The following is an 18589-nucleotide window of genomic DNA, read 5'->3' as shown; positions in this document are numbered from 1 at the left end:
CATGAACGCCACTATTGCAGAGAAAATCCTCGCCAGTCATGCCGGTCTTGCGCAAGTAGCAGCCGGCGACATCGTAGTCGTAAAAGTAGACTTCGCCATGGTCCACGATGCACGTGCTGCCAGCACCATACGCATGGTCGATAAGCTAGGCGCCACACGCTTACCGTTTGCCAAACAGACCGCCTGGGTGTTAGATCACTACTCGCCGCCGCCCACCTTAGAAGCGGCTCAAACGCACACCGCTATGCGCCGCTTTGCCGACAAACATGAAAGCCCCCTCTACGACATTGGCGACGGTATCTGCCATCAAGTGCTGCCCGAAGGCGGACACCTGACCTGCGGCGACTTGATAGTCGGCACTGACACCCACTCGGTGACCTACGGTGCTTTTAATGCCTTTGGCACCGGCATAGAAGGCAGCGATGTGAGCGCAGTCATGGCAACCGGAAAAATTTGGCTGCGCGTGCCGGAATCGGTACGCGTGCAGATCGATGGCCGCTTACAAGCCGGCGTCTGGGCCAAGGATTTGACCCTCTACATGCTGGGCCGCTTTGGTGCCGAAGGCTTGAACTACCGCGCCATTGAATATGTAGGTAGCGCGGTAGACGCGATGGAAATCGACGACCGCATGACACTCGCCAACCACGCCGCAGAATTAGGCGCCAAAGCCGCCTTAATGCAGGCTGACGCCAAGACCTTGGCTTGGCTAGCCGCCCACGGTGCCAAGCCGCCTAAGCCGGTCTTTGCCGACAGTGGTGCGGTATATGCCGATCGCTTGACGATTAACGCCTCAACCCTAAGCCCGCAGGTAGCGCGCCGGCATTCGGTGGACGACATCGTCGCCGCCAGCGAAGTGATTGGACAAAAAATTAACTTCGCCTTGATTGGCACTTGCACCAACGGCCGACTAGACGACTTGCGCCAAGCCGCAGCCATTTTGAAAGGCCAACGCCTGGCCAAGGGCGTGCGCATGATCATCACGCCGGCCTCGCGCCAGATTTATTTAGCCGCAGCCAGAGAAGGTCTTTTGGAGGCGTTGACAGAAGCGGGCGCATCGGTAGAAGCGGCGGGCTGCGGCACATGCGTGGGCATCACCAATCACCTAATCCCGGGCGACCGAGAGGTCGTCATATCCAGCGCCAACCGCAACTTCAAAGGCCGGTTGGGCAACCGTGAGGCCGAGATCTGGCTAGGCTCTGCCGCCACTGTCGCCGCGTCTGCTTTGACCGGTTATATCACCGATCCGAGAACCGTCGCAGGCGGACAATGGGAGGCATCAAATGCTTGAGAATTCAAACTTTTCGCTGGGCGAAAAACTCACTGGCAACGCATTTTTGCTGGGCAAAGATGTCAATACTGATCTGAATTGTTCGGGCAAATACCTGCCCGGCAAAGACGAGGCTTTTATCGCCGCCCAAGCGTTTGAAAGTGTCTCACCCGGTTTTGCACAACGCTTTGTGCGCGGTGGTGTGATAGTGGCGGGTCAGCACTTTGGCATTAATTCATCACGTGAACAAGCAGTGGAAATTTTGCGCCGCATGGGCGTTGCGGCGGTGGTTGCACCGTCTTTTGGTCGACAGTTTTTTCGCAATGCGATTAACAATGGATTGCCAGTGATTGAGTGTGACACAGCGGGTATCGCCGAGGGCGAAAGCTTGGTGATTGATCTGGCCCAACAACTGCTCAGCGGGAACGGACAAAGCCGGCCCTTGCGCGCCATACCCCCAGCCATACGCGCGATTTTGAACGCCGGTGGTTTGATTCCTTTTCTGCGTAAATTTCCCAACTGGGAGAGCGCCGCATGAGCACCCTAAGGCCCATCAATCCAGCGACTCAACTGCGTCAAGCCCTAAGGCACAGGCTAAACCAGCCCGGCGCTACCGCCTTGGTTGCACCCGGTATTTACGACGGTTACGGCGCACGTATGGTGGCTCAAGCAGGCTTTGAAGTTGCCTACATGACCGGCAATGGCGTTTCTGCCTGCTTGCTCGGAAAACCAGACCTGGGTCTGGTCGATTTAACGCTGATCAGCAGCCACGCCAGACGGGTTGCGGCCTGCGTAGAGATTGCATTAATTTGTGATGCCGACACCGGATACGGCGGCGTCGTGGGCGTGCGCCGCACGGTGCAAGAGTTCGAAGCTGCAGGCGTTGCTGGCATTCATATCGAAGACCAACTCTCCCCCAAGCGCTGCGCACAAATGCCTGGCGCACGCGAGGTAGTGCCGTTTAAAACCGCAGTGGCAAAAATTGAAGCGGCGGTCAACGCTTGCAGCGACAGCAGTTTTCTGGTCATAGGCCGCACCGACAGCGCCGCATCTTGCGGGCTCGATGAAGCGATTCGCAGAGCTCAAGCCTTTGAATACGCCGGCGCTGCCGCCGTGTTTGTTGAGCTCAAAACGCATGCCGGCATTCTCGACGACATACGCCGTGTTGCCGATGCGGTTGACATTCCCTGCATGGTCAATATTGACGCTGGCGGTCCGTTAGCGGCGCTGCACAGCAGCGAGCTACATCACTACGGCATTGCGCTGGCAATCTACCCCTCATTAATTCGCAGCGCCACCGGCTTTGCCATGCGCGAAGCGTTGCAGCATTTGAGTCAAAGCGGCAGCACGGCATTGATGCAAAAGCGCATGCTGAGCTCAGACGAATACAACCAAGCACTTGGTCTGGCGGAGGTAGAGGCTTGGGAGTTGCGGTTTCCAGACCAAGACTAAAAAAATAACACCGAGGTCTTTAGCTTTGGAAATTTTTTTGACTGCGTTAGAAAATACTGATGCGCCCATCAAGTGCCTTGATAGCCTTATCTTCACGCGACGCAGTAAGACTTTTTAAAAAATAACCGGCAATAAAAAAGCCCCAAGTAAAAAATTTACTTGGGGCTTGATTTGGCGGAAACGGAGAGATTCGAACTCTCGATAAGGCTCTACACCCTATACTCCCTTAGCAGGGGAGCACCTTCGGCCACTCGGTCACGTTTCCAATTTGTATATTATGTCACGACTTTAGGCCGTTTTTGGCTCACGAGCCCGCAGAGTTTTTTATCTACTCTTTAGACCGGCGCAATATCCAATTCAAAAGCTTTATGCAAAGCGCGCACTGCCAGTTCCATATACTTTTCGTCAATCACGACAGAGGTCTTAATTTCACTGGTGGAAATCATCTGTATGTTGATGCTGTCTTCGCTCAGCACACGGAACATCTTGCTGGCGATGCCCACATGACTGCGCATGCCAATACCAACAATGCTGACTTTGCAAATCTTGGCATCGCCGCGAACTTCTTCAGCGCCCAGTGCCGGCACAACTTTAGTCTTGAGCAAGTCCATGGTCTTGGCAAAATCGTTGCGATGAACTGTGAAGCTAAAGTCTGTGCGGCCATCACGGCTGATGTTTTGGATGATCACATCGACTTCGATGTTGGCATCTGCCACCGCACCCAAAATTTGGTAGGCAATGCCTGGGGTGTCAGGCACGCCAAGCACTGAGATTTTGGCTTCGTCGCGGTTAAATGCGATGCCCGATACGATGGCTTGTTCCATTTTTTCGTCGTCCTCAAAACTGATTAAAGTGCCGGATGCGGCTTCGATGTTGATGTCTATATCCCAGTCGGTAAAACTCGACAAAACGCGCAGCGGCATTTTGTATTTACCGGCAAATTCGACCGAGCGAATTTGCAGCACTTTAGAACCCATAGATGCCATCTCCAGCATCTCTTCAAAGCTAACAGTCGTCAGACGGCGCGCTTCTGGAACGACGCGGGGGTCTGTGGTGTAGACACCATCGACATCGGTAAAAATTAAACACTCATGGGCTTTAAGTGCTGCAGCAATTGCAACCGCCGATGTGTCTGAGCCACCGCGGCCCAACGTGGTGACGTTACCGCCTTCGTCCACGCCTTGAAAGCCGGTAATGATGACGACTCTGCCCGCGTCCAGATCGGCGCGTACTTTTTCATCATCAATCGATTCAATGCGCGCCTTGGTATAGGCGCTGTCAGTTTTGATAGTGACTTGCCAGCCGGCGTAGCTCACCGATTGCATGCCTTCGCCTTGCAAAGCGATGGCCAGCAATGCACTTGAAGCTTGCTCGCCAGTGGCGGCCAAGGCGTCTAGTTCGCGGCTGTAGGAATCAGTGGTGCTGGCGGGCGCCAGCTCTTTAGCCATGCCAAGTAAGCGGTTGGTTTCACCGCTCATAGCGCTGGGAACAACGACCATTTGGTGACCGGCGCGTGCCCATTTGGCCACGCGTTTGGCGACATTGCGTATACGCTCCGTGGAGCCCATGGACGTGCCGCCGTATTTATGAACAATCAATGCCATTGCAGGATGTAAATCTTTTGGGGTGGGTTGCGAAATTAAATCTGGTTTATTGTTTTTTTTAGAGCGCCGTGAGCGCCAACAACAAAACAATTATAACGACCAGCCTTGGGCCAAAATTACACCCTTCAACGCGTACTTCAAAGCAAATACTTTGGGCACTAATTGGCGCTTAGCCGAGTACCTTTTTTAGACAGCGGATTGGCGCGCTGACTTTTCGCGCATCGATGGCGAAGGCATAAAACGCAGCAGTGCGTCGTCGCGCAGCACATGACCAGAACCAATTTTTAGATGTATCTGATGGCCGCGCGTGGTGCAGGCTTGAATTTGCGAGAGCAGCTGCAGCAGCTGCGCCTCGCTTGGCATGGCGCGATGCGCTTGTTTAAGCCAATGGCGTAGCGCATTGGCTTGGCGCAGCGCAGTGAGTTTTTGCAATGCCTTGATAACGGGCGGCATACCAACTTCGCTTAAGTCATGCGTAGCCAATTCAACCAACAAGGCTTGGCCTTGGGCGCAGTGGCGAGCACTGCGCGCAATCGTCTCGCGAAACTGTGGAAAAGCGGCCTCTAGCGGCGGCAATAAACGTGCGCGAATCCGGTTGCGCGTAAAGTTTTCGTCGCTGTTGCTCGGGTCTTCAAACCAAACTTGACCGCAGGCTTTAAGCCAGGCCTTGAGCTGCGCACCAGGCACATTTAAAAGTGGTCGGTGATAGGTAATCGCACCGCGCTGCCACCGCGCCGGCATAGCGGATAAACCAGGCAGGCCAGCACCACGAGACAAAGCCAAAATCATTGTCTCGACCTGGTCATCGGCATGCTGAGCAATCGCAATATCCATAACGGGAAGTGGTGACCAGTTGGCCCTGCATACGTCCTCAAGAGCCGCATAGCGGGCAACTCGGGCGGCGTCTTCGGGACTCTCGCCGCTGGCGTGTCTGGCGTTTACTTTGTGTATAACTAAAGGCACTTCAAACTGGTCGCAAAGGTTTATGCACTGCTGCGCAAAACTATCAGCGGCGATTTGCAAACCATGGTGAATGTGAATCGCCCTGATCTGTCCCGGCCACTTTTGCGCGCAGGCCATCAACAAGGCAGATGAATCAGCCCCGCCGCTCAGTGCCACAGCCAGCGGCAGGCTGGGCGTGAAAGCTTGCATTGCAGCGGCAAGTTGATGGGGCGCGGGTTCTAGCTTCATAAATCAATAGCTTCGCTAGCAAAACCTGTGGCCTGCGGATTACTTGCTGGCTTCGGCCTTGGTGTCTGTGAATCGGCCATAGCTTTGCAGCCTGTCGTAGCGGCGATCAAGCAGTTCATTGACTTTAAGGTCGCTGACTTGGCGAAAAGCATCATTCAGCGCGCGCTTGAGAAAAGCCGCCATCTGCTTGTGATCGCGGTGCGCGCCACCCACTGGCTCGCTGACGATTTTGTCGATCACGCCTAAAGCTTTAAGCCTGTGCGCGGTAATCCCCATGGCTTCGGCAGCGAACTCAGCTTTGTCTGAAGTCTTCCACAAAATCGAAGCGCAGCCTTCAGGGCTGATCACGGAATAGATTGAATACTGCAACATCACCACTTGGTCCGCGACCGAAATAGCCAGCGCACCGCCCGAGCCGCCCTCGCCTATGATGCAAGTAATGATGGGCACTTCAAGCTGGGCCATCTCGAAAATATTGCGCCCTATGGCCTCGGATTGGCAGCGCTCTTCAGCATCAATGCCGGGATAAGCGCCTGGCGTATCGACAAAAGTAAATACTGGCAGCTTGAATTTTTCAGCCGTTTTCATCAAGCGCAAGGCCTTGCGGTAGCCCTCGGGTTTACTCATACCAAAGTTGCGCAGTCCGCGCTCTTTGGTGTCGCGTCCTTTTTGCTGACCCAAGACCATGCAAGCCGTGCCGTTAAAACGCGCTAGGCCGCCAACTATGGATAAGTCATCCGCAAAGTGCCGGTCGCCGTGGAGTTCGACAAAATCAGTGAATATCTCGCGCACGTAGTCGAGCGTGTAGGGACGCTCAGGGTGGCGCGCTATTTTGGTGATTTGCCAAGGTGTCAAATCACTGTAGATATCTTTGGTCAGCTGCTGGCTTTTTTTCGCCAGCTGCTCAATTTCTTCGGAGATATCGACGGCTGATTCGGTCTGCACGTAACGCAGTTCTTCTATTTTTCCTTCGAGTTCCGCAATCGGGTGCTCGAAATCGAGGAAGGTCTTTTTGGCCATCTGCTGCTCCTTAAAGTCTTCTGAAATTATTTTGAATTAGTGTCTAGGGCAGCTCAAGCCGCCATAACAGTGCTGGCGGCCACAGAATCCATGGAGCGCCAAATATACCAAGTCGCTACGCTGCAGTAAGGTGCCCAAGCGGCAGCTACTTCACGCGCATCGCTGCGACTAACGGCTTCACCCGAAAAGTAATTGTGGCTAATGCCGCTGATTAAACCGGCGTCATCTAACGGCAAAACATTCGGACGCATCAAGTAGAAAATCAAGAACATCTCAGCCGTCCACCTAGCAATGCCGCGAATCGCCACTAACTCGGCAATGATAGCTTCATCCTCCATCGCTGCCCAATCGGTGACGTGAACGCTGCCAGAGTCAAAGTGCAAAGCCAAGTCAACAAGGTATTCCACCTTGCGTGGACTTAGGCCCGCGGCGCGCATGTCGGCGACTTTGAGCTTGAGGACATGGCTGGGCGTCATACGCTCTGGTAAAGCCACGAAGCGGTTCCACACCGCTTGCGCCGAAGGCACGGATATCTGTTGACCCACTATGCTTCGGGCCAACGTGCAAAAAGCATCGCCATGAGACTGCAAACAGGCATCGCCAAACTGCGGTATCAAGCGCTTCATCACACGGTCTTTTTTGACTAAGTGAACGCAAGCATCGGCCCAGTAACTGGGTATGGTGTTCACATGCGGCGGCGCTGGGGCGTCGCTCTCCAATAGATGCGTTGGCAGCATGCTGGTGGAGGCGTTTTTAACGGTCTTTGTCATAGCTTGCTAAACGGTTTCTTTGAGGCTTGCGGAGTGGTTTGGAAGACGGCCATTAAGGCAGCGCTTCCCAACTGGTTCCACCCGGCGCGTCCTTAAGTGCAATACCTTGGGCCAACAGGCTTTGACGTATGCGGTCGGACTCGACAAAATTTTTCGCCGCTTTAGCGGCTGCGCGCTGGGCAATCAGCGATTCAATCGCTTCGGTTGAGATGGCAGCACTTACATCGGTCGCAGTATTGCCCTCAGTCCTGGATTCGCCAGACGCATTCGGCGTTTCACGCCGGCGTTGCAACCACTCGCGCGGCGCGCTTTGCAGCAAGCCTAAACATTGGCCTAATGCCAGCAGCAGGCCTGAGCGTTCAGCGGAGCGGCTTTTATTGACTTCAGTCGCCAAATCAAACAGCACGGCTACCGCCTCTGGCGTGCCGAAGTCTTGGTCCATGGCATCTTTAAAACGCAGCGCAAAAGAATCAGTCCAATCAATCGCTTGAGACGTAGGTGGCACTGAGTCGAGGGCGGTGTAGAGACGCTTGAGCGAGCTGTAGGCGTCATCAAGATGCGCGTCGCTGTAATTGAGAGGGCTTCGGTAGTGTGCGCGCACGATGAAAAACCGCACGGTTTCGGCATCGTACTTGGCCAGTATTTCACGGATGGTGAAGAAGTTGCCCAGTGACTTGGACATTTTCTCGTTATCTAGTCGCACAAATCCGTTGTGCATCCAGACGCTAGCCAGTGGTTGGCCATAAGCGCCCTCGGATTGAGCGATTTCATTTTCATGGTGCGGGAACTGCAAGTCCGCGCCACCGCCGTGGATGTCAAAGGATTCGCCTAAGAGTTCGCAAGCCATGGCCGAGCACTCGATGTGCCAACCCGGTCTGCCGCTGCCATAAATGCTTGGCCATTTAGCGTCTTCGGGCTCCTCGGGCTTGGCGCTTTTCCAAAGCACAAAGTCGAGCGGATCTTGTTTGCCATCCAGCACTTCAACGCGTTCGCCAGCGCGGAGCTCGTCTAGCGACTTACCCGAGAGCTTGCCGTAACCCGCGAACTTGCGCACCGCGAAATTAACATCACCCACATCCGCACTGCCTTGGGCGCGATAGGCCAAGCCTTTTTGCTCAAGCAAGCCAATCAGGTTTAGCATTTGCGGCACATAGTCGGTGGCGCGGGGCTCGTGTGTTGGCCGCTCGATTCCCAACGCATCAGCGTCTTGGTGCAAGGCCTCGACCATACGATTAGTAAGTGCACGTATGGTTTCGCCGTTCTCCAGAGCGCGGCGAATAATTTTGTCGTCTATATCAGTGACATTACGTATATAGGTTACCTGCATGCCGCTGGCCTTTAACCAGCGCTGCACCACATCAAACGCCACCATGGCGCGGGCATGGCCAAGATGACAAAAATCGTAAACCGTCATGCCGCAAACATACATGCGGACATGACCGGGTATCAGCGGCGAAAACGCTTGAACTGCACGGGTTAGCGTGTTGTAAATCCTGAGGCTCATGAAAAGTTGGCGCGTAAAGGCAAAAAGAATAAACCCAATAGGGCGAGAAACGGGGATGGCCAAGAGTTGTGGTCAGCTAAACACTAACAAACATTGACCGGGGAAAAAATCGAAGACAAGAACTTAAGGCACTCAGTGTAGAGCAAGTCGGGCCAGGTATTGATCTATAAAAGTAGGTGTAAATCATTATTAGGCATAGCATTTTTTGTGAGCACTAGGCCTTAAGGTTGACGCGCACCTTTGGGTACCAGGCAAAAGAGTTAATAGCCCTCCGTTACAATAATGGGTAGTTTTGCTGCGCTGACAGTCTGGCTTAATCACTTAATTGACCGGCGAACTGCTGCACTTTTTAAGACTAAGGCTGGTGCTTGTGATGGCTCAGCAAACTCAGTAGTGATTGTCCAAGTAATCATTCAAGCCCAAACGAGCACAAATAAAAAACTGTAAAGATTCAATATGTCAAAGCCAGTACCCATTTATTGCCAGTCCCTGCGCACCTTGCTTAGAATCGCACTACACAGCGTTTTCCTTGCTAGCGCGCTCACTGCCACAGTGGCGCATGCGGACGAATATACCGACGTCAATCAGTTAGTGCGTTCTGGTCAACTTTCCCAGGCCATGACAAAAGCCGATCAATATTTAGCCGTGAAGCCACGCGATCCGCAAATGCGTTTTCTAAAAGGTGTGATTCAAACCCAGGCGGGTCAATCAGCAGACGCCGTTGCAACCTTTAGCGATATCACCAAAGACTATCCCGAACTGCCAGAGCCTTACAACAACTTGGCCGCTTTATACGCCACGCAAAATCAATTTGACAAGGCCAGAGCCGCTCTTGAAATGGCTATACGTACCAACCCCAGCTATGCAAGAGCACATGAAAATTTAGGCGATGTTTACGCAAAATTAGCTAGTCAAGCCTATAGCAAAGCACTGCAACTAGACAGTAAAAATACCAGCGTCCAGCCCAAATTAAACATAATCAGCCGTCTGTTTGCGCTAGAGACCAAGGACTTAAGTTCAGATCAATCTGCTCCTGCAAACACCACAGCAACAGCAGTGATGAAGAAAGTCGAAAAGCCCGGCTCAATCGTGCAAAAAACCAATGGCGGATGATTGGTTTTTATACACCGCCAGCAATCAGGGTCAGTCGTTTATTTATGTCAGAGTGCGGCGTGTCGAACAGCAGAATAAGAAAGATACCTGCGACGACTGAGGTTTTGACCCATAACGCAGCACTGTCAATACTAAAAATTACGGTAAAAAGTACTGACTTTCAACGCAAAAATCACCCGTCAAACTAGCTGGTATGTGCCAAGACTTAGGCAGCGATACTCAGACCATGGCAAAGTAAGAATAAGAGCTTTAAAACAGTTCAACTCGAGGCTTATCAATCCATTGCTAAGGGCGCTTAAACTGAAACCTCCCTTTAAAGATTCGGCTTGGCAGATAAGTCAAGTCGATTGAAAGATTCAAGCGAGCAATATCAGTCAATCCATTGCCAGCACTGGGTATGTCAAAAGCTGGCAATAGATTTATATTTTTTGAAGAAAGCCACTTAATGCATTTAGTTCTAGCAACAACTCGCCTGCGCAATTCATTTCAACGACGTAGCGCACTACTAGCCGCTGTTGCCAGTTTAGTTTTGGCCAGCCTAGCCGCTCCAGCTTTGGCGCAAGCCGCGCCAAAGGTGAAATTTGTCACCAGTGAAGGTGATTTCATGGTCGAGGTTTATCCCGACAAAGCGCCGAAAACAGTTGAGAACTTTCTGCAATACGTCAGAGACAAGCATTACGACGGCACAATTTTTCACCGCGTAATTCCCGGTTTCATGGTCCAAGGCGGTGGCTACGACGCCAAATACAACGAGAAAAAAACTCGCCCACCCGTTGTGCATGAAGGTCGTGAAGCGCTGGCCAAAGGCGGTGACAAAAACGTGATTGGCACATTGGCAATGGCTCGCACATCTGAGCCTAACTCGGCCTCTTCGCAGTTTTTCATCAATGTCAAAGACAATGATTTTCTCAACCCAACGATTATTCCAGCCGGCGACCCTGTGGCGAAAATTGAGTTTCAGGGTCAAACCTACACCAATGTGCCGCGCGCCCAATTGATTAATTCTCCGCAGTTATTTGGCTACACCGTATTTGGTAAAGTAGTTAGCGGCATGGACGTCGTGAACAAAATTCGTATGGTTCCAACTGGCGCTGCTGGCCCCTTCCCCAGCGATGTACCTAAAACGCCGGTCGTGATCAAGTCCGCCAGTATTCAAAACTAAGCATTCCGCAAATTTCGCCTGAAGTCGGCAACAAGCGCCGTCTTCTTCTTCTTGCAATATTTTTTAAACCTTATCAGGACACACTATGACCAACCCAACCGTTGAACTGCACATTAAAGACCACGGCATCATCACGATAGAGCTTGACGCCATTAAAGCGCCAAAAACAGTTGCTAACTTTCTGAGCTATGTGAACAAAGGCCATTACGCCAATACAGTGTTCCACCGGGTAATTCCTGGTTTCATGGTTCAAGGCGGCGGTTTTGAAGTCGGCATGAAACAAAAATCAACCGACGGTGAAATCGAGAACGAAGCCACCAACGGCCTGAAAAACGACAAGTACACCCTGGCCATGGCCCGTACCAATGAGCCGCACTCAGCTAGCTCGCAGTTTTTCATCAATGCAGCCGACAATAACTTCCTCAACCACAGCGCACCTAGCGGTTCGGGCTGGGGCTACGCAGTGTTTGGCAAAGTCATCAGCGGCATGGATGTAGTGGACAAAATTGAAGCCGTCAAGACTGGCAATAAATCCGGTCACAGCGATGTGCCACAGACCGACGTAATCATTGAAAAAGCCGTCGCGCTGTAATTTTCAGACAAAAACGTCAATATGATTCAGACCGTGCCCCGGTTTGCTGCGCTTAATGCGCCAGCACACTGGCGCACGGTCGATTTCATTTCGGACCTGCATTTACAGGCCAATGAACCGGCCACTTTTGCGCTCTGGCAGCGCTATATGCAGAACACTTCTGCCGACGCCGTCTTTATGTTGGGCGACCTGTTCGAAGTTTGGGTTGGAGATGATGTAGTTAGTCCAGCTGATGCGAGCTTTGAAAAGCAGTGCACCGACATCATCCGCGCAACGGGTGAGCGGCTGGCGCTTTTTTTCATGCACGGCAACCGTGACTTTTTACTCGGCCAAGGCCTGCTGTTCGACTGTAAAACCAGCTTGTTGGATGACCCCTGCGTACTGCATTGGGCGGGTCAAAATTACTTGCTCTCGCATGGAGATGCGCTGTGTATTGATGATTTGGAATACATGCAGTTTCGAGCTCAAGTGCGCACAAAAGAATGGCAACAAGCATTTTTAAGCAAACCACTGGCCGAACGCCAAGCGATTGCCAAAGCACTGCGAGCGCAAAGCGAAGCGCGGAAAAATTCCGGCGTTCAATACGCCGATGTCGATGCTAAGTTCGCACGCGCTTGGCTTAGCGCGGCAAAGTCCAACACCTTAATTCACGGCCACACTCACAAGCCAGCTAGCCACGATCTTGGCGCTGGCTTAACGCGTATTGTGCTTAGCGATTGGGATGGCGCAGCCACGCCCGCCCGGGCTGAAGTATTGCGCCTGACGCCAAGCAGAATTGAACGTATTTCACTGGTCTGAGCTTTAAAGAAGCTTTCAAGGGTTTGCAATTTCACCGCGCTGAAGTGGCAACGAACAGGCCTAAACTGAAAATACATGTTTAAGCAAATCCAACAATTTCTATCTACGGTCGGCTTGCTGTCCCTGCCACGGCCGATAGATACACCGCTTTGGCGCGACACCTTAGCACAGTACTTATTTTTATCCGAGTTGCCGATTCCTGAACAACAGCAGTTGCGCCAACTGGCCAGCGAATTTCTCGGCGACAAAGAGTTCGCTGGCGCCAATGGACTGCTAGTGACCGACGCGATTGCCGTCTCAATTGCCGCCCAAGCTTGTTTGCCAGTGCTGCATTTGGGGCTGGACTATTACGCCGACTTCAAAGGCATAGTCATACACCCCGGCGCTATGCTGGCGCGCCGGGAAGCGGTTGATGCAGCGGGTGTGCATCACCGCTATAGCCAAGCGTTGGCCGGCGAAGCCATGCAGGGCGGGCCGATTACATTGAGTTGGCAAGATGCCTCACCGTCCAGCGAGAAAACCGCGCACGGCTCGAATGTGGTCATACATGAGTTTGTGCACAAGATAGATATGAGCGACGGCTCAGCCAATGGTTGTCCGCCCTTGGCTACACGCGCGGCCTACACGCAGTGGCATCAACTGATGCACACAGCGTATGAACGCTTTAGAGGACAGTTAGCAATCAGCCAGCGCTTTGGACAGCCAGCGCCTTGGCTAGATGCTTACGGGGCGACGTCGCCCGCCGAATTTTTTGCAGTGACGTCTGAAGCGTATTTTGTTAATCGCGTGCAGTTTGTTGCGGAATTCGCAGACTTAGCGCTGCTGTTTGACGCGTTTTACAAGCCAGTTAAAGCCTAGGCTTTAACTGCAATCTCTAGAAAACGTAAAAACTAAGCCTGCAGATTTTAAAAATCAACGCGAATTAAATCGCGTAATAAAACACCGCCACGCAGTGAAAGGTGGTGCCCGCTGCGACAAACAAATGCCAGACAAAGTGGCCGTAACGCAGCCGCGAATCAGTGGCAAAAAATCCCACACCCAGCGTGTATGACAAACCACCAGCAAGCAGCCAAAATAGGCCCCAGCCGGGAACGAGTTCCCACATCGGCTTGACGGCAACTATCACCAACCAGCCCATAGCCAAATATAAAACGGTGGAAAGACGCGGCCAGCGTATGCCGGCCAGTGCTTTCGACGTAATACCGGCCAAAGCCATGGCCCATACCAAGACGAATAAACTCCAACCCCAAGGACCGCGCAACACACCCAAAGTAAACGGCGTATAAGTGCCGGCAATCAAGAGATAAATCGCGCTGTGGTCCAGCACTTGGAATAGCTTTTTAGCGCGCACTGCCTGCAGCGAAGGCAAGGCGTGGTAAAGCATCGAGGTAAAGTAAAGCAGCGCCATGCACAAGCCAAACACGGCGGCGCCCGCCACATCAATCCAGTCGCCCTTACGCCACGCACCGATGATAAGTACTGGCCAGACCATCAGCACAGCGAGAAAAATCACACCGTGGCTGATGCTGTTGGCGATTTCTTCGCCCAATGTCTGTGGCCTACTGGCCGCAGACACTGTTTTTGGCGCAGGTTTAATCACCTTAATTAGCGCTTATCGTTTGAGCAAAACCTTCAACGCGTTTTGCAGGCGTCTGGCCGATGCGGCATCAAACTCGCCAGCCATTACCTTGGCGGCATCTTCGCCCCAAGTCTCTGCGGGAGCGGGGGCATTGCGTTTGGTCAGCAATTGCAACTGCATCATGCGGCGCGCGCTAATGTGCTCGGCCGGTGTTGGCAACTCGGAAGCCATTTCAAGACGCAGCAAGGCGTCCGACGCGTCCTTGCCCGAAGGCTTGGCCACAGCCTGCACCCATTGCGCACGCACGGTTGATGTGACCAGTTTCCCCAAGTCTTGGGCGCTTGGCAATTGCTCAGGATCGCGCTTTTCCCACGCTGTCAGAACGTGGGTTAGCACTTCGCCGTGGGCATGCATAGAAAGTTTTTTAAGCGCCATGTTGGCCGCTTCAAAGGCTTCACGCTGGGCGCGGAAAGCGGCGTCACCCAAACGTGGGCCACGCTCTTCAAAGGCCGGGCGCTCGCTGCGCGCAAAGCGTTCTGTGCGCTCTTCGCGGTAAGGCTCGAACTTGTTGTCGGTGCTTTGACGCGGACCGCCCGGCTTGCTGCCCGGACGACTGTCTTTGCGGTCACCAGATTTGCCGCCACGAGCAGCCGGTGCAGGCTCAGCCTTGCGCATGCCAGGACGGTCATCACCGCGCATAGCAACAACTGGCTTGGGCGCTGCCTTTGGTGCGGCAGGCGTTTCGGCTGGTGCATCTTCTTGAGCCTGTTCTTCTACGGCTTCTTGAACCGTGTCTGGCGCAGGGGTGTCAGTTGCTGCGTCCAGTTCGACGGCTGTTACTGGCTCAGCCTGCGCTTGTACGGATGCAGTGTCGTTCTCGTTAGCCGTTACAGCTTGTACTGCTTCTTGCGCAGCAGCAGGCACGGCCACAACCGGCGCGGCTACTTGGCCGCGCACAATGGCTTCCAAAGCTTTGGCAGCAGCATGAATTTTTTGCGCATCGCCGGTAGCACTGGCGACTGCAACCGCTTTCGATGCTTCCAACACCATGCGGTCAAACTCGCCGAGTGCCGAAGTGGCTTTTTCACGCTCAGCGGTTTTGCGCTGAAAGGCGTCATCAATAGGTTTACGGAAAGCGTCCCAAAGCTTTTGTTCTTGCTTGCGCTCAATCGGCACGCCTTGAGCTTCATGTTGCCAGCGTTGCTGTAAATGCTTTACCGCGTCAATCCGCAGTTGCGGCTCAGCGCCTAGGGCTTGAGCTTCTTCAATCATGGCTTTGCGGCGCGCCAAGCTATCGCTGCGAGCAGTGCTCAGTGCTGAATCAGCAAGATCCATTGCGGCTTTCCAGAGCGGCTGCATTTCTGCAAAGGCCTTCTCGCTTAGGTGGCCGGCTTCGCGCCATTTGTCGACAAATCCATTGAGACTACGGATTTGATGCTTCCAGTCGGTATTGCCTTTGTTCGACTCAGCCCAAGCCGATACTTCATCGATCAGTAAGCGGCGCTGCGCTTTGGCGGCTTCGCTTTGCTCTTTAACGGTTTCCAGCCAGACTTCGACCAATTTGTGGGCTTCGTTGCAAGCATCATCAAAACGCTTCCACAGCGCATGATTGGGCGTGCCGCCTTGATCGCTGGTTTTCCACTGCTCGCGCATCACGCGCAAAGCTTCTTGTTGCTTGCGTCCGCCCATAGGCTTGAGAACCAATGCTTCGGCTTTGACAACCAGTTCTTCACGAATCTGGTCGGCACGCCAGCGCTGCCAGCCTTCGAGTTCGCCGGCGGCCGTCAGTGCTGCGTGGGCTGCAGCTTCGAGTTTATTGTCGATATTACGGATATTTTCTTTAAGCGCCTGACGCAGATCTGCCGCAACTTTCGGAGTGGCTTTGCCGTGGCCTTCGGTGACTTCATGCTCAAGTTTGTGCAATGCTGCTTGAACAATAGAGGCCGCTTTCTCGCGCATGTCTTTAAGAACAGCAGGATCAATTTTAGTTTTCGGCGGGCGGGGTGCAGCTTCGCCAACGGCATGCACTAATTGGCCACGACCGGCGCGCAATTCTTCAGCCCAAAGTGGCACAGCCGGCAAAGTAGCACTGGCATCTTCTGAGGCTTTTACAGCCAAGTCCAAAGCCCCTTGAAAGGCGTCCCAGACAGCTAGCAACTGGCCGCGTGAGGCTTCTAGTAGTGGCGGAAATTTTGCATCGACGCTGGCCCAATTAATGTCTTGAGCAATTTCATCGGCTTGGGCTTGCCAATGCGCGACATCGGCACTCAAAGTTTCAAGTGCGCTCTGCGCATCACGCCAAGGCTTGATGGACAACACTTCAATACGCTGAGCAATCAATACGGCAGCTTCACGCTGTACTTGTGTGCGGTGCTGCAAGTCTTCGATGGTCTTGACGCGTTCAGCCAACTGGGCTTTCAGGCCTGCTAATGGCTCTTTAGACAGTGGTGCGCCAGCCTTGGCGGCATCGCGCTGCCAAGCTAAAGCATCGGCTAAATTAAGCTTACCCAGACCCAGCAAGACTTCGGCCTTGCCGGCCCACTCGGCGGCGGCGGCTTCCTGGCCCTTGCTGCGTTTGACTTCGTCGAGCTTTTCTTTGAGTGGCTTGGCTGCGCCCTTGTCGCGGTTGGCCAAGTCTTTGTAGACCTCTGCCATTTGCTCGGCATTTGGCTCACTCAGCAGCCACTGGCGAATGCGCGCGGTTCTGTCACCCGAGGTCGGCGCAGAAAAAGCACCACCCGTCAAACCATCCAGCGGATGCACCTGGTCGGACTTTGCGGAGCCGGTCTTGGCCGCGGAGCTGGCCGCTGTGGCGGCGTCAGATTTGGAAGATTTGGACATGGGAAAACGCAGCATAAATATTAAACAAGAAAAAGCAGCCAAGGGGCGACCTATTGGACGCCCACACCAAGCGGCAGGGATAAAAACTTTTGAAGGAAACCGGCTTCTTGAATCGGCAAGCCAACACGAATATTGCCTATTTTCGCCGATTTATGGCTTGACCCAATTAACTTACAAATCCAGCCTCATTTTGAACACTGACTTGCTACTAAAAACACAGCTTTACCAGTCGCAAAAAACCCCGGTCAGACTGGCTAACCGGGGTTGGCGGCGGGTATTCAAACCCATGACGCCGGCTTTAGCGCAGGAGAGAGCTATCGTCTCACTGTGCAATGGGGACGATTAATCATCACCACTGTGAGCCAGGGTTGGTTACCCGGCAGCTGCCCAACCGAGTTAGGCTAAACACAGCTTAAGCGCGGCAAAAATGAGTTTCAAGATATTTAAATTCATCACTTATTGCATTGTGATTGACTTTGTCATTGGATCTTCACCAGTGATGAGCGGGTGTTTGAAGACTTGCTAGCAGATTTTCGTCAGCTCACAAAAGAAACTAGCAATAACCTTAATGCATATAAAACGCATTTCTTATACTTGACAGGTTATGACACGCCATTAAGATACGCCTTGTCCAAACCAAACCGGACCGCCCGCGTCCTTAGTCTTAGCAAGACTAGGAAAAATTAAGGGTCAAAATACCAACAGGATGTATCACAGCAAAAAAAGCTGTTCCTGCTTTGATCGCGACCCAAATCCCAAGCTTGATGCTCACATCTATACCGTGTTTGTCAAGCGTAAGAGCAGGAATGCTATGTCAACATCTCGCAACTCAAGCTACAAGCATAGCTTTGATACGCAAATACAAAACCTTAAAAACAGTCTAGGCAATATTGCCGAAGATGTTATGAAAGGCTTTTTCGAAATCACCCACAACAGCTTTGCTCTTTTGGGCTTGGCAGTGGCTTTTGCTGTGATCACTTTGACTGCACGCCCGGATCTGCGCCAAGCTGGCGAGGCCAGACTCATGACTTGGTTGCAAGATCGCCAGGAAGTGATTGTTGGTTTTACTGAGCCAGAAGCGATTGATCGCGCAACTGCGGCAAATCCAAAAGATTTACCGAAACAACAAGCCGCGCTGGCTTTTTGGTTGGGCAGAAAATATAGCGTGGCACCGGAGCCGTTGAGCGTTTTGGTTGCAACCGCTTTCGAGATTGGCCAACAAGCCAAACTTGACCCAACCTTGATTCTCGCCATTATGGCGATAGAGTCTGGTTTCAATCCTTTTGCGCAAAGTCCTGTTGGCGCTCAGGGACTGATGCAGGTGATGACAAAAATCCATCATGACAAATATGAAAACTTCGGTGGCCGTCTGGCCGCATTTGATCCAGTTACCAATTTACGCGTTGGCGTAAAAGTGCTGCAAGAGTGCATCACCCGTGCTGGCTCTATTGAGGGCGGTCTGAAGTACTACGTAGGCGCTGCAAATCTTGATAGCGACGGTGGCTACACCAGTAAAGTCATGGCAGAGCACGCTCGTTTATTAGCTGTTGTCGCCGGACTTAGCCCATCCTCGCCCAACATCAACAATGGTCAATCACGTCCAATTCCAGCGTCATTGCCAGCCTCAGAGCGTCGCCCAGGCAGTGACAACGCTTCTGAAAAAGTAGCCGCCTTATCCACTTTCTGGTAAAGCCCG

General features: G+C 52.9%; 17 protein-coding genes and 1 tRNA gene. 10 read left to right on the top strand and 8 right to left on the bottom strand.

Annotated features, from left to right (window positions below; all coding sequences use genetic code 11):
• Position 1: 1 nt before the first annotated feature.
• The 3 genes from HC248_RS05675 to HC248_RS05665 are packed head-to-tail and all read left to right on the top strand — an operon-like array spanning position 2 to position 2719.
• On the top strand, positions 2-1288 hold the full coding sequence (locus HC248_RS05675; RefSeq protein WP_202882425.1) for a 3-isopropylmalate dehydratase large subunit: 1287 nt from the start codon (positions 2-4) through the stop codon (positions 1286-1288).
• Positions 1281-1805: a LeuD/DmdB family oxidoreductase small subunit gene (locus HC248_RS05670; RefSeq protein WP_168921658.1), complete on the top strand. Its 525-nt coding sequence runs from the start codon at positions 1281-1283 to the stop codon at positions 1803-1805. The genes HC248_RS05675 and HC248_RS05670 overlap by 8 nt, the downstream gene beginning before the upstream one ends.
• Positions 1802-2719, top strand: coding sequence for an isocitrate lyase/PEP mutase family protein (locus HC248_RS05665; RefSeq protein ID WP_168921657.1), 918 nt, complete (start codon positions 1802-1804; stop codon positions 2717-2719). The genes HC248_RS05670 and HC248_RS05665 overlap by 4 nt, the downstream gene beginning before the upstream one ends.
• 172 nt (positions 2720-2891) lie before the next feature.
• Here the strand turns inward: HC248_RS05665 and HC248_RS05660 are convergent.
• From HC248_RS05660 to cysS, 6 genes are all read right to left on the bottom strand, one after another.
• Positions 2892-2984: transfer RNA gene (locus tag HC248_RS05660), tRNA-Ser, on the bottom strand.
• Positions 2985-3054: 70 nt separating this feature from the next.
• Positions 3055-4323 carry an aspartate kinase gene (locus HC248_RS05655; RefSeq protein ID WP_168921656.1) on the bottom strand — a complete coding sequence of 423 codons (1269 nt, stop codon included), beginning with the start codon at positions 4321-4323 and terminating at the stop codon, positions 3055-3057.
• A 186-nt stretch (positions 4324-4509) separates the two neighbouring features.
• Positions 4510-5514 carry a tRNA lysidine(34) synthetase TilS gene (gene tilS, locus HC248_RS05650; RefSeq protein WP_168921655.1) on the bottom strand — a complete coding sequence of 335 codons (1005 nt, stop codon included), beginning with the start codon at positions 5512-5514 and terminating at the stop codon, positions 4510-4512.
• 39 nt (positions 5515-5553) lie between these two features.
• Positions 5554-6534 carry an acetyl-CoA carboxylase carboxyltransferase subunit alpha gene (locus HC248_RS05645; RefSeq protein WP_168921654.1) on the bottom strand — a complete coding sequence of 327 codons (981 nt, stop codon included), beginning with the start codon at positions 6532-6534 and terminating at the stop codon, positions 5554-5556.
• 53 nt (positions 6535-6587) lie between these two features.
• Entirely contained in the window at positions 6588-7271 is a 684-nt protein-coding gene (locus HC248_RS05640; protein WP_202882449.1) for a DNA-3-methyladenine glycosylase family protein, read from the bottom strand.
• 85 nt (positions 7272-7356) lie between these two features.
• A complete protein-coding gene (gene cysS / locus HC248_RS05635; RefSeq protein ID WP_168921652.1) occupies positions 7357-8808 on the bottom strand; it encodes a cysteine--tRNA ligase in 1452 nt (483 codons plus the stop codon).
• Between the two features lie 456 nt (positions 8809-9264).
• Here cysS and HC248_RS05630 point away from each other — a divergent pair, with 456 nt between their 5' ends.
• The 5 genes from HC248_RS05630 (at position 9265) to HC248_RS05610 (ending at position 13331) form a co-directional block, all read left to right on the top strand.
• The gene (locus HC248_RS05630; protein WP_168921651.1) at positions 9265-9921 is read left to right on the top strand and encodes a tetratricopeptide repeat protein; all 657 of its coding nucleotides are present in this window, start codon (positions 9265-9267) and stop codon (positions 9919-9921) included.
• Between the two features lie 445 nt (positions 9922-10366).
• Complete coding sequence (locus HC248_RS05625) at positions 10367-11083, top strand: peptidylprolyl isomerase (protein WP_168921650.1); 717 nt, start codon at positions 10367-10369, stop codon at positions 11081-11083.
• Positions 11084-11168: 85 nt separating this feature from the next.
• A complete protein-coding gene (locus HC248_RS05620; RefSeq protein ID WP_168921649.1) occupies positions 11169-11675 on the top strand; it encodes a peptidylprolyl isomerase in 507 nt (168 codons plus the stop codon).
• Between the two features lie 21 nt (positions 11676-11696).
• Positions 11697-12473, top strand: coding sequence for a UDP-2,3-diacylglucosamine diphosphatase (locus tag HC248_RS05615; RefSeq protein ID WP_168921648.1), 777 nt, complete (start codon positions 11697-11699; stop codon positions 12471-12473).
• Positions 12474-12548: 75 nt separating this feature from the next.
• Positions 12549-13331 carry a M90 family metallopeptidase gene (locus tag HC248_RS05610; RefSeq protein ID WP_168921647.1) on the top strand — a complete coding sequence of 261 codons (783 nt, stop codon included), beginning with the start codon at positions 12549-12551 and terminating at the stop codon, positions 13329-13331.
• A 64-nt stretch (positions 13332-13395) separates the two neighbouring features.
• Here the strand turns inward: HC248_RS05610 and trhA are convergent, their stop codons facing one another.
• Together trhA and HC248_RS05600 are read right to left on the bottom strand one after the other, a co-directional pair.
• Complete coding sequence (trhA, locus tag HC248_RS05605; RefSeq protein WP_238342733.1) at positions 13396-14073, bottom strand: PAQR family membrane homeostasis protein TrhA; 678 nt, start codon at positions 14071-14073, stop codon at positions 13396-13398.
• Between the two features lie 12 nt (positions 14074-14085).
• On the bottom strand, positions 14086-16893 hold the full coding sequence (locus tag HC248_RS05600; RefSeq protein ID WP_238342732.1) for a DUF349 domain-containing protein: 2808 nt from the start codon (positions 16891-16893) through the stop codon (positions 14086-14088).
• Between HC248_RS05600 and HC248_RS05595 the strand changes: the two genes are divergently transcribed.
• Together HC248_RS05595 and HC248_RS05590 are read left to right on the top strand one after the other, a co-directional pair.
• Entirely contained in the window at positions 16892-17239 is a 348-nt protein-coding gene (locus HC248_RS05595) for a hypothetical protein (protein WP_168921645.1), read from the top strand. The two genes, HC248_RS05600 and HC248_RS05595, sit on opposite strands and share 2 nt — an antisense overlap.
• A 558-nt stretch (positions 17240-17797) precedes the next feature.
• Complete coding sequence (locus tag HC248_RS05590) at positions 17798-18583, top strand: lytic transglycosylase domain-containing protein (RefSeq protein ID WP_238342781.1); 786 nt, start codon at positions 17798-17800, stop codon at positions 18581-18583.
• Positions 18584-18589 lie beyond the last annotated feature (6 nt).

Origin of the sequence: Polaromonas vacuolata (genome assembly GCF_012584515.1) — a bacterium.
Taxonomy (GTDB): Bacteria; Pseudomonadota; Gammaproteobacteria; order Burkholderiales; family Burkholderiaceae_C; genus Polaromonas; species Polaromonas vacuolata.
Note: the sequence above shows the minus strand (reverse complement) of the source record. Positions and strands in the feature narration are given on the sequence as shown.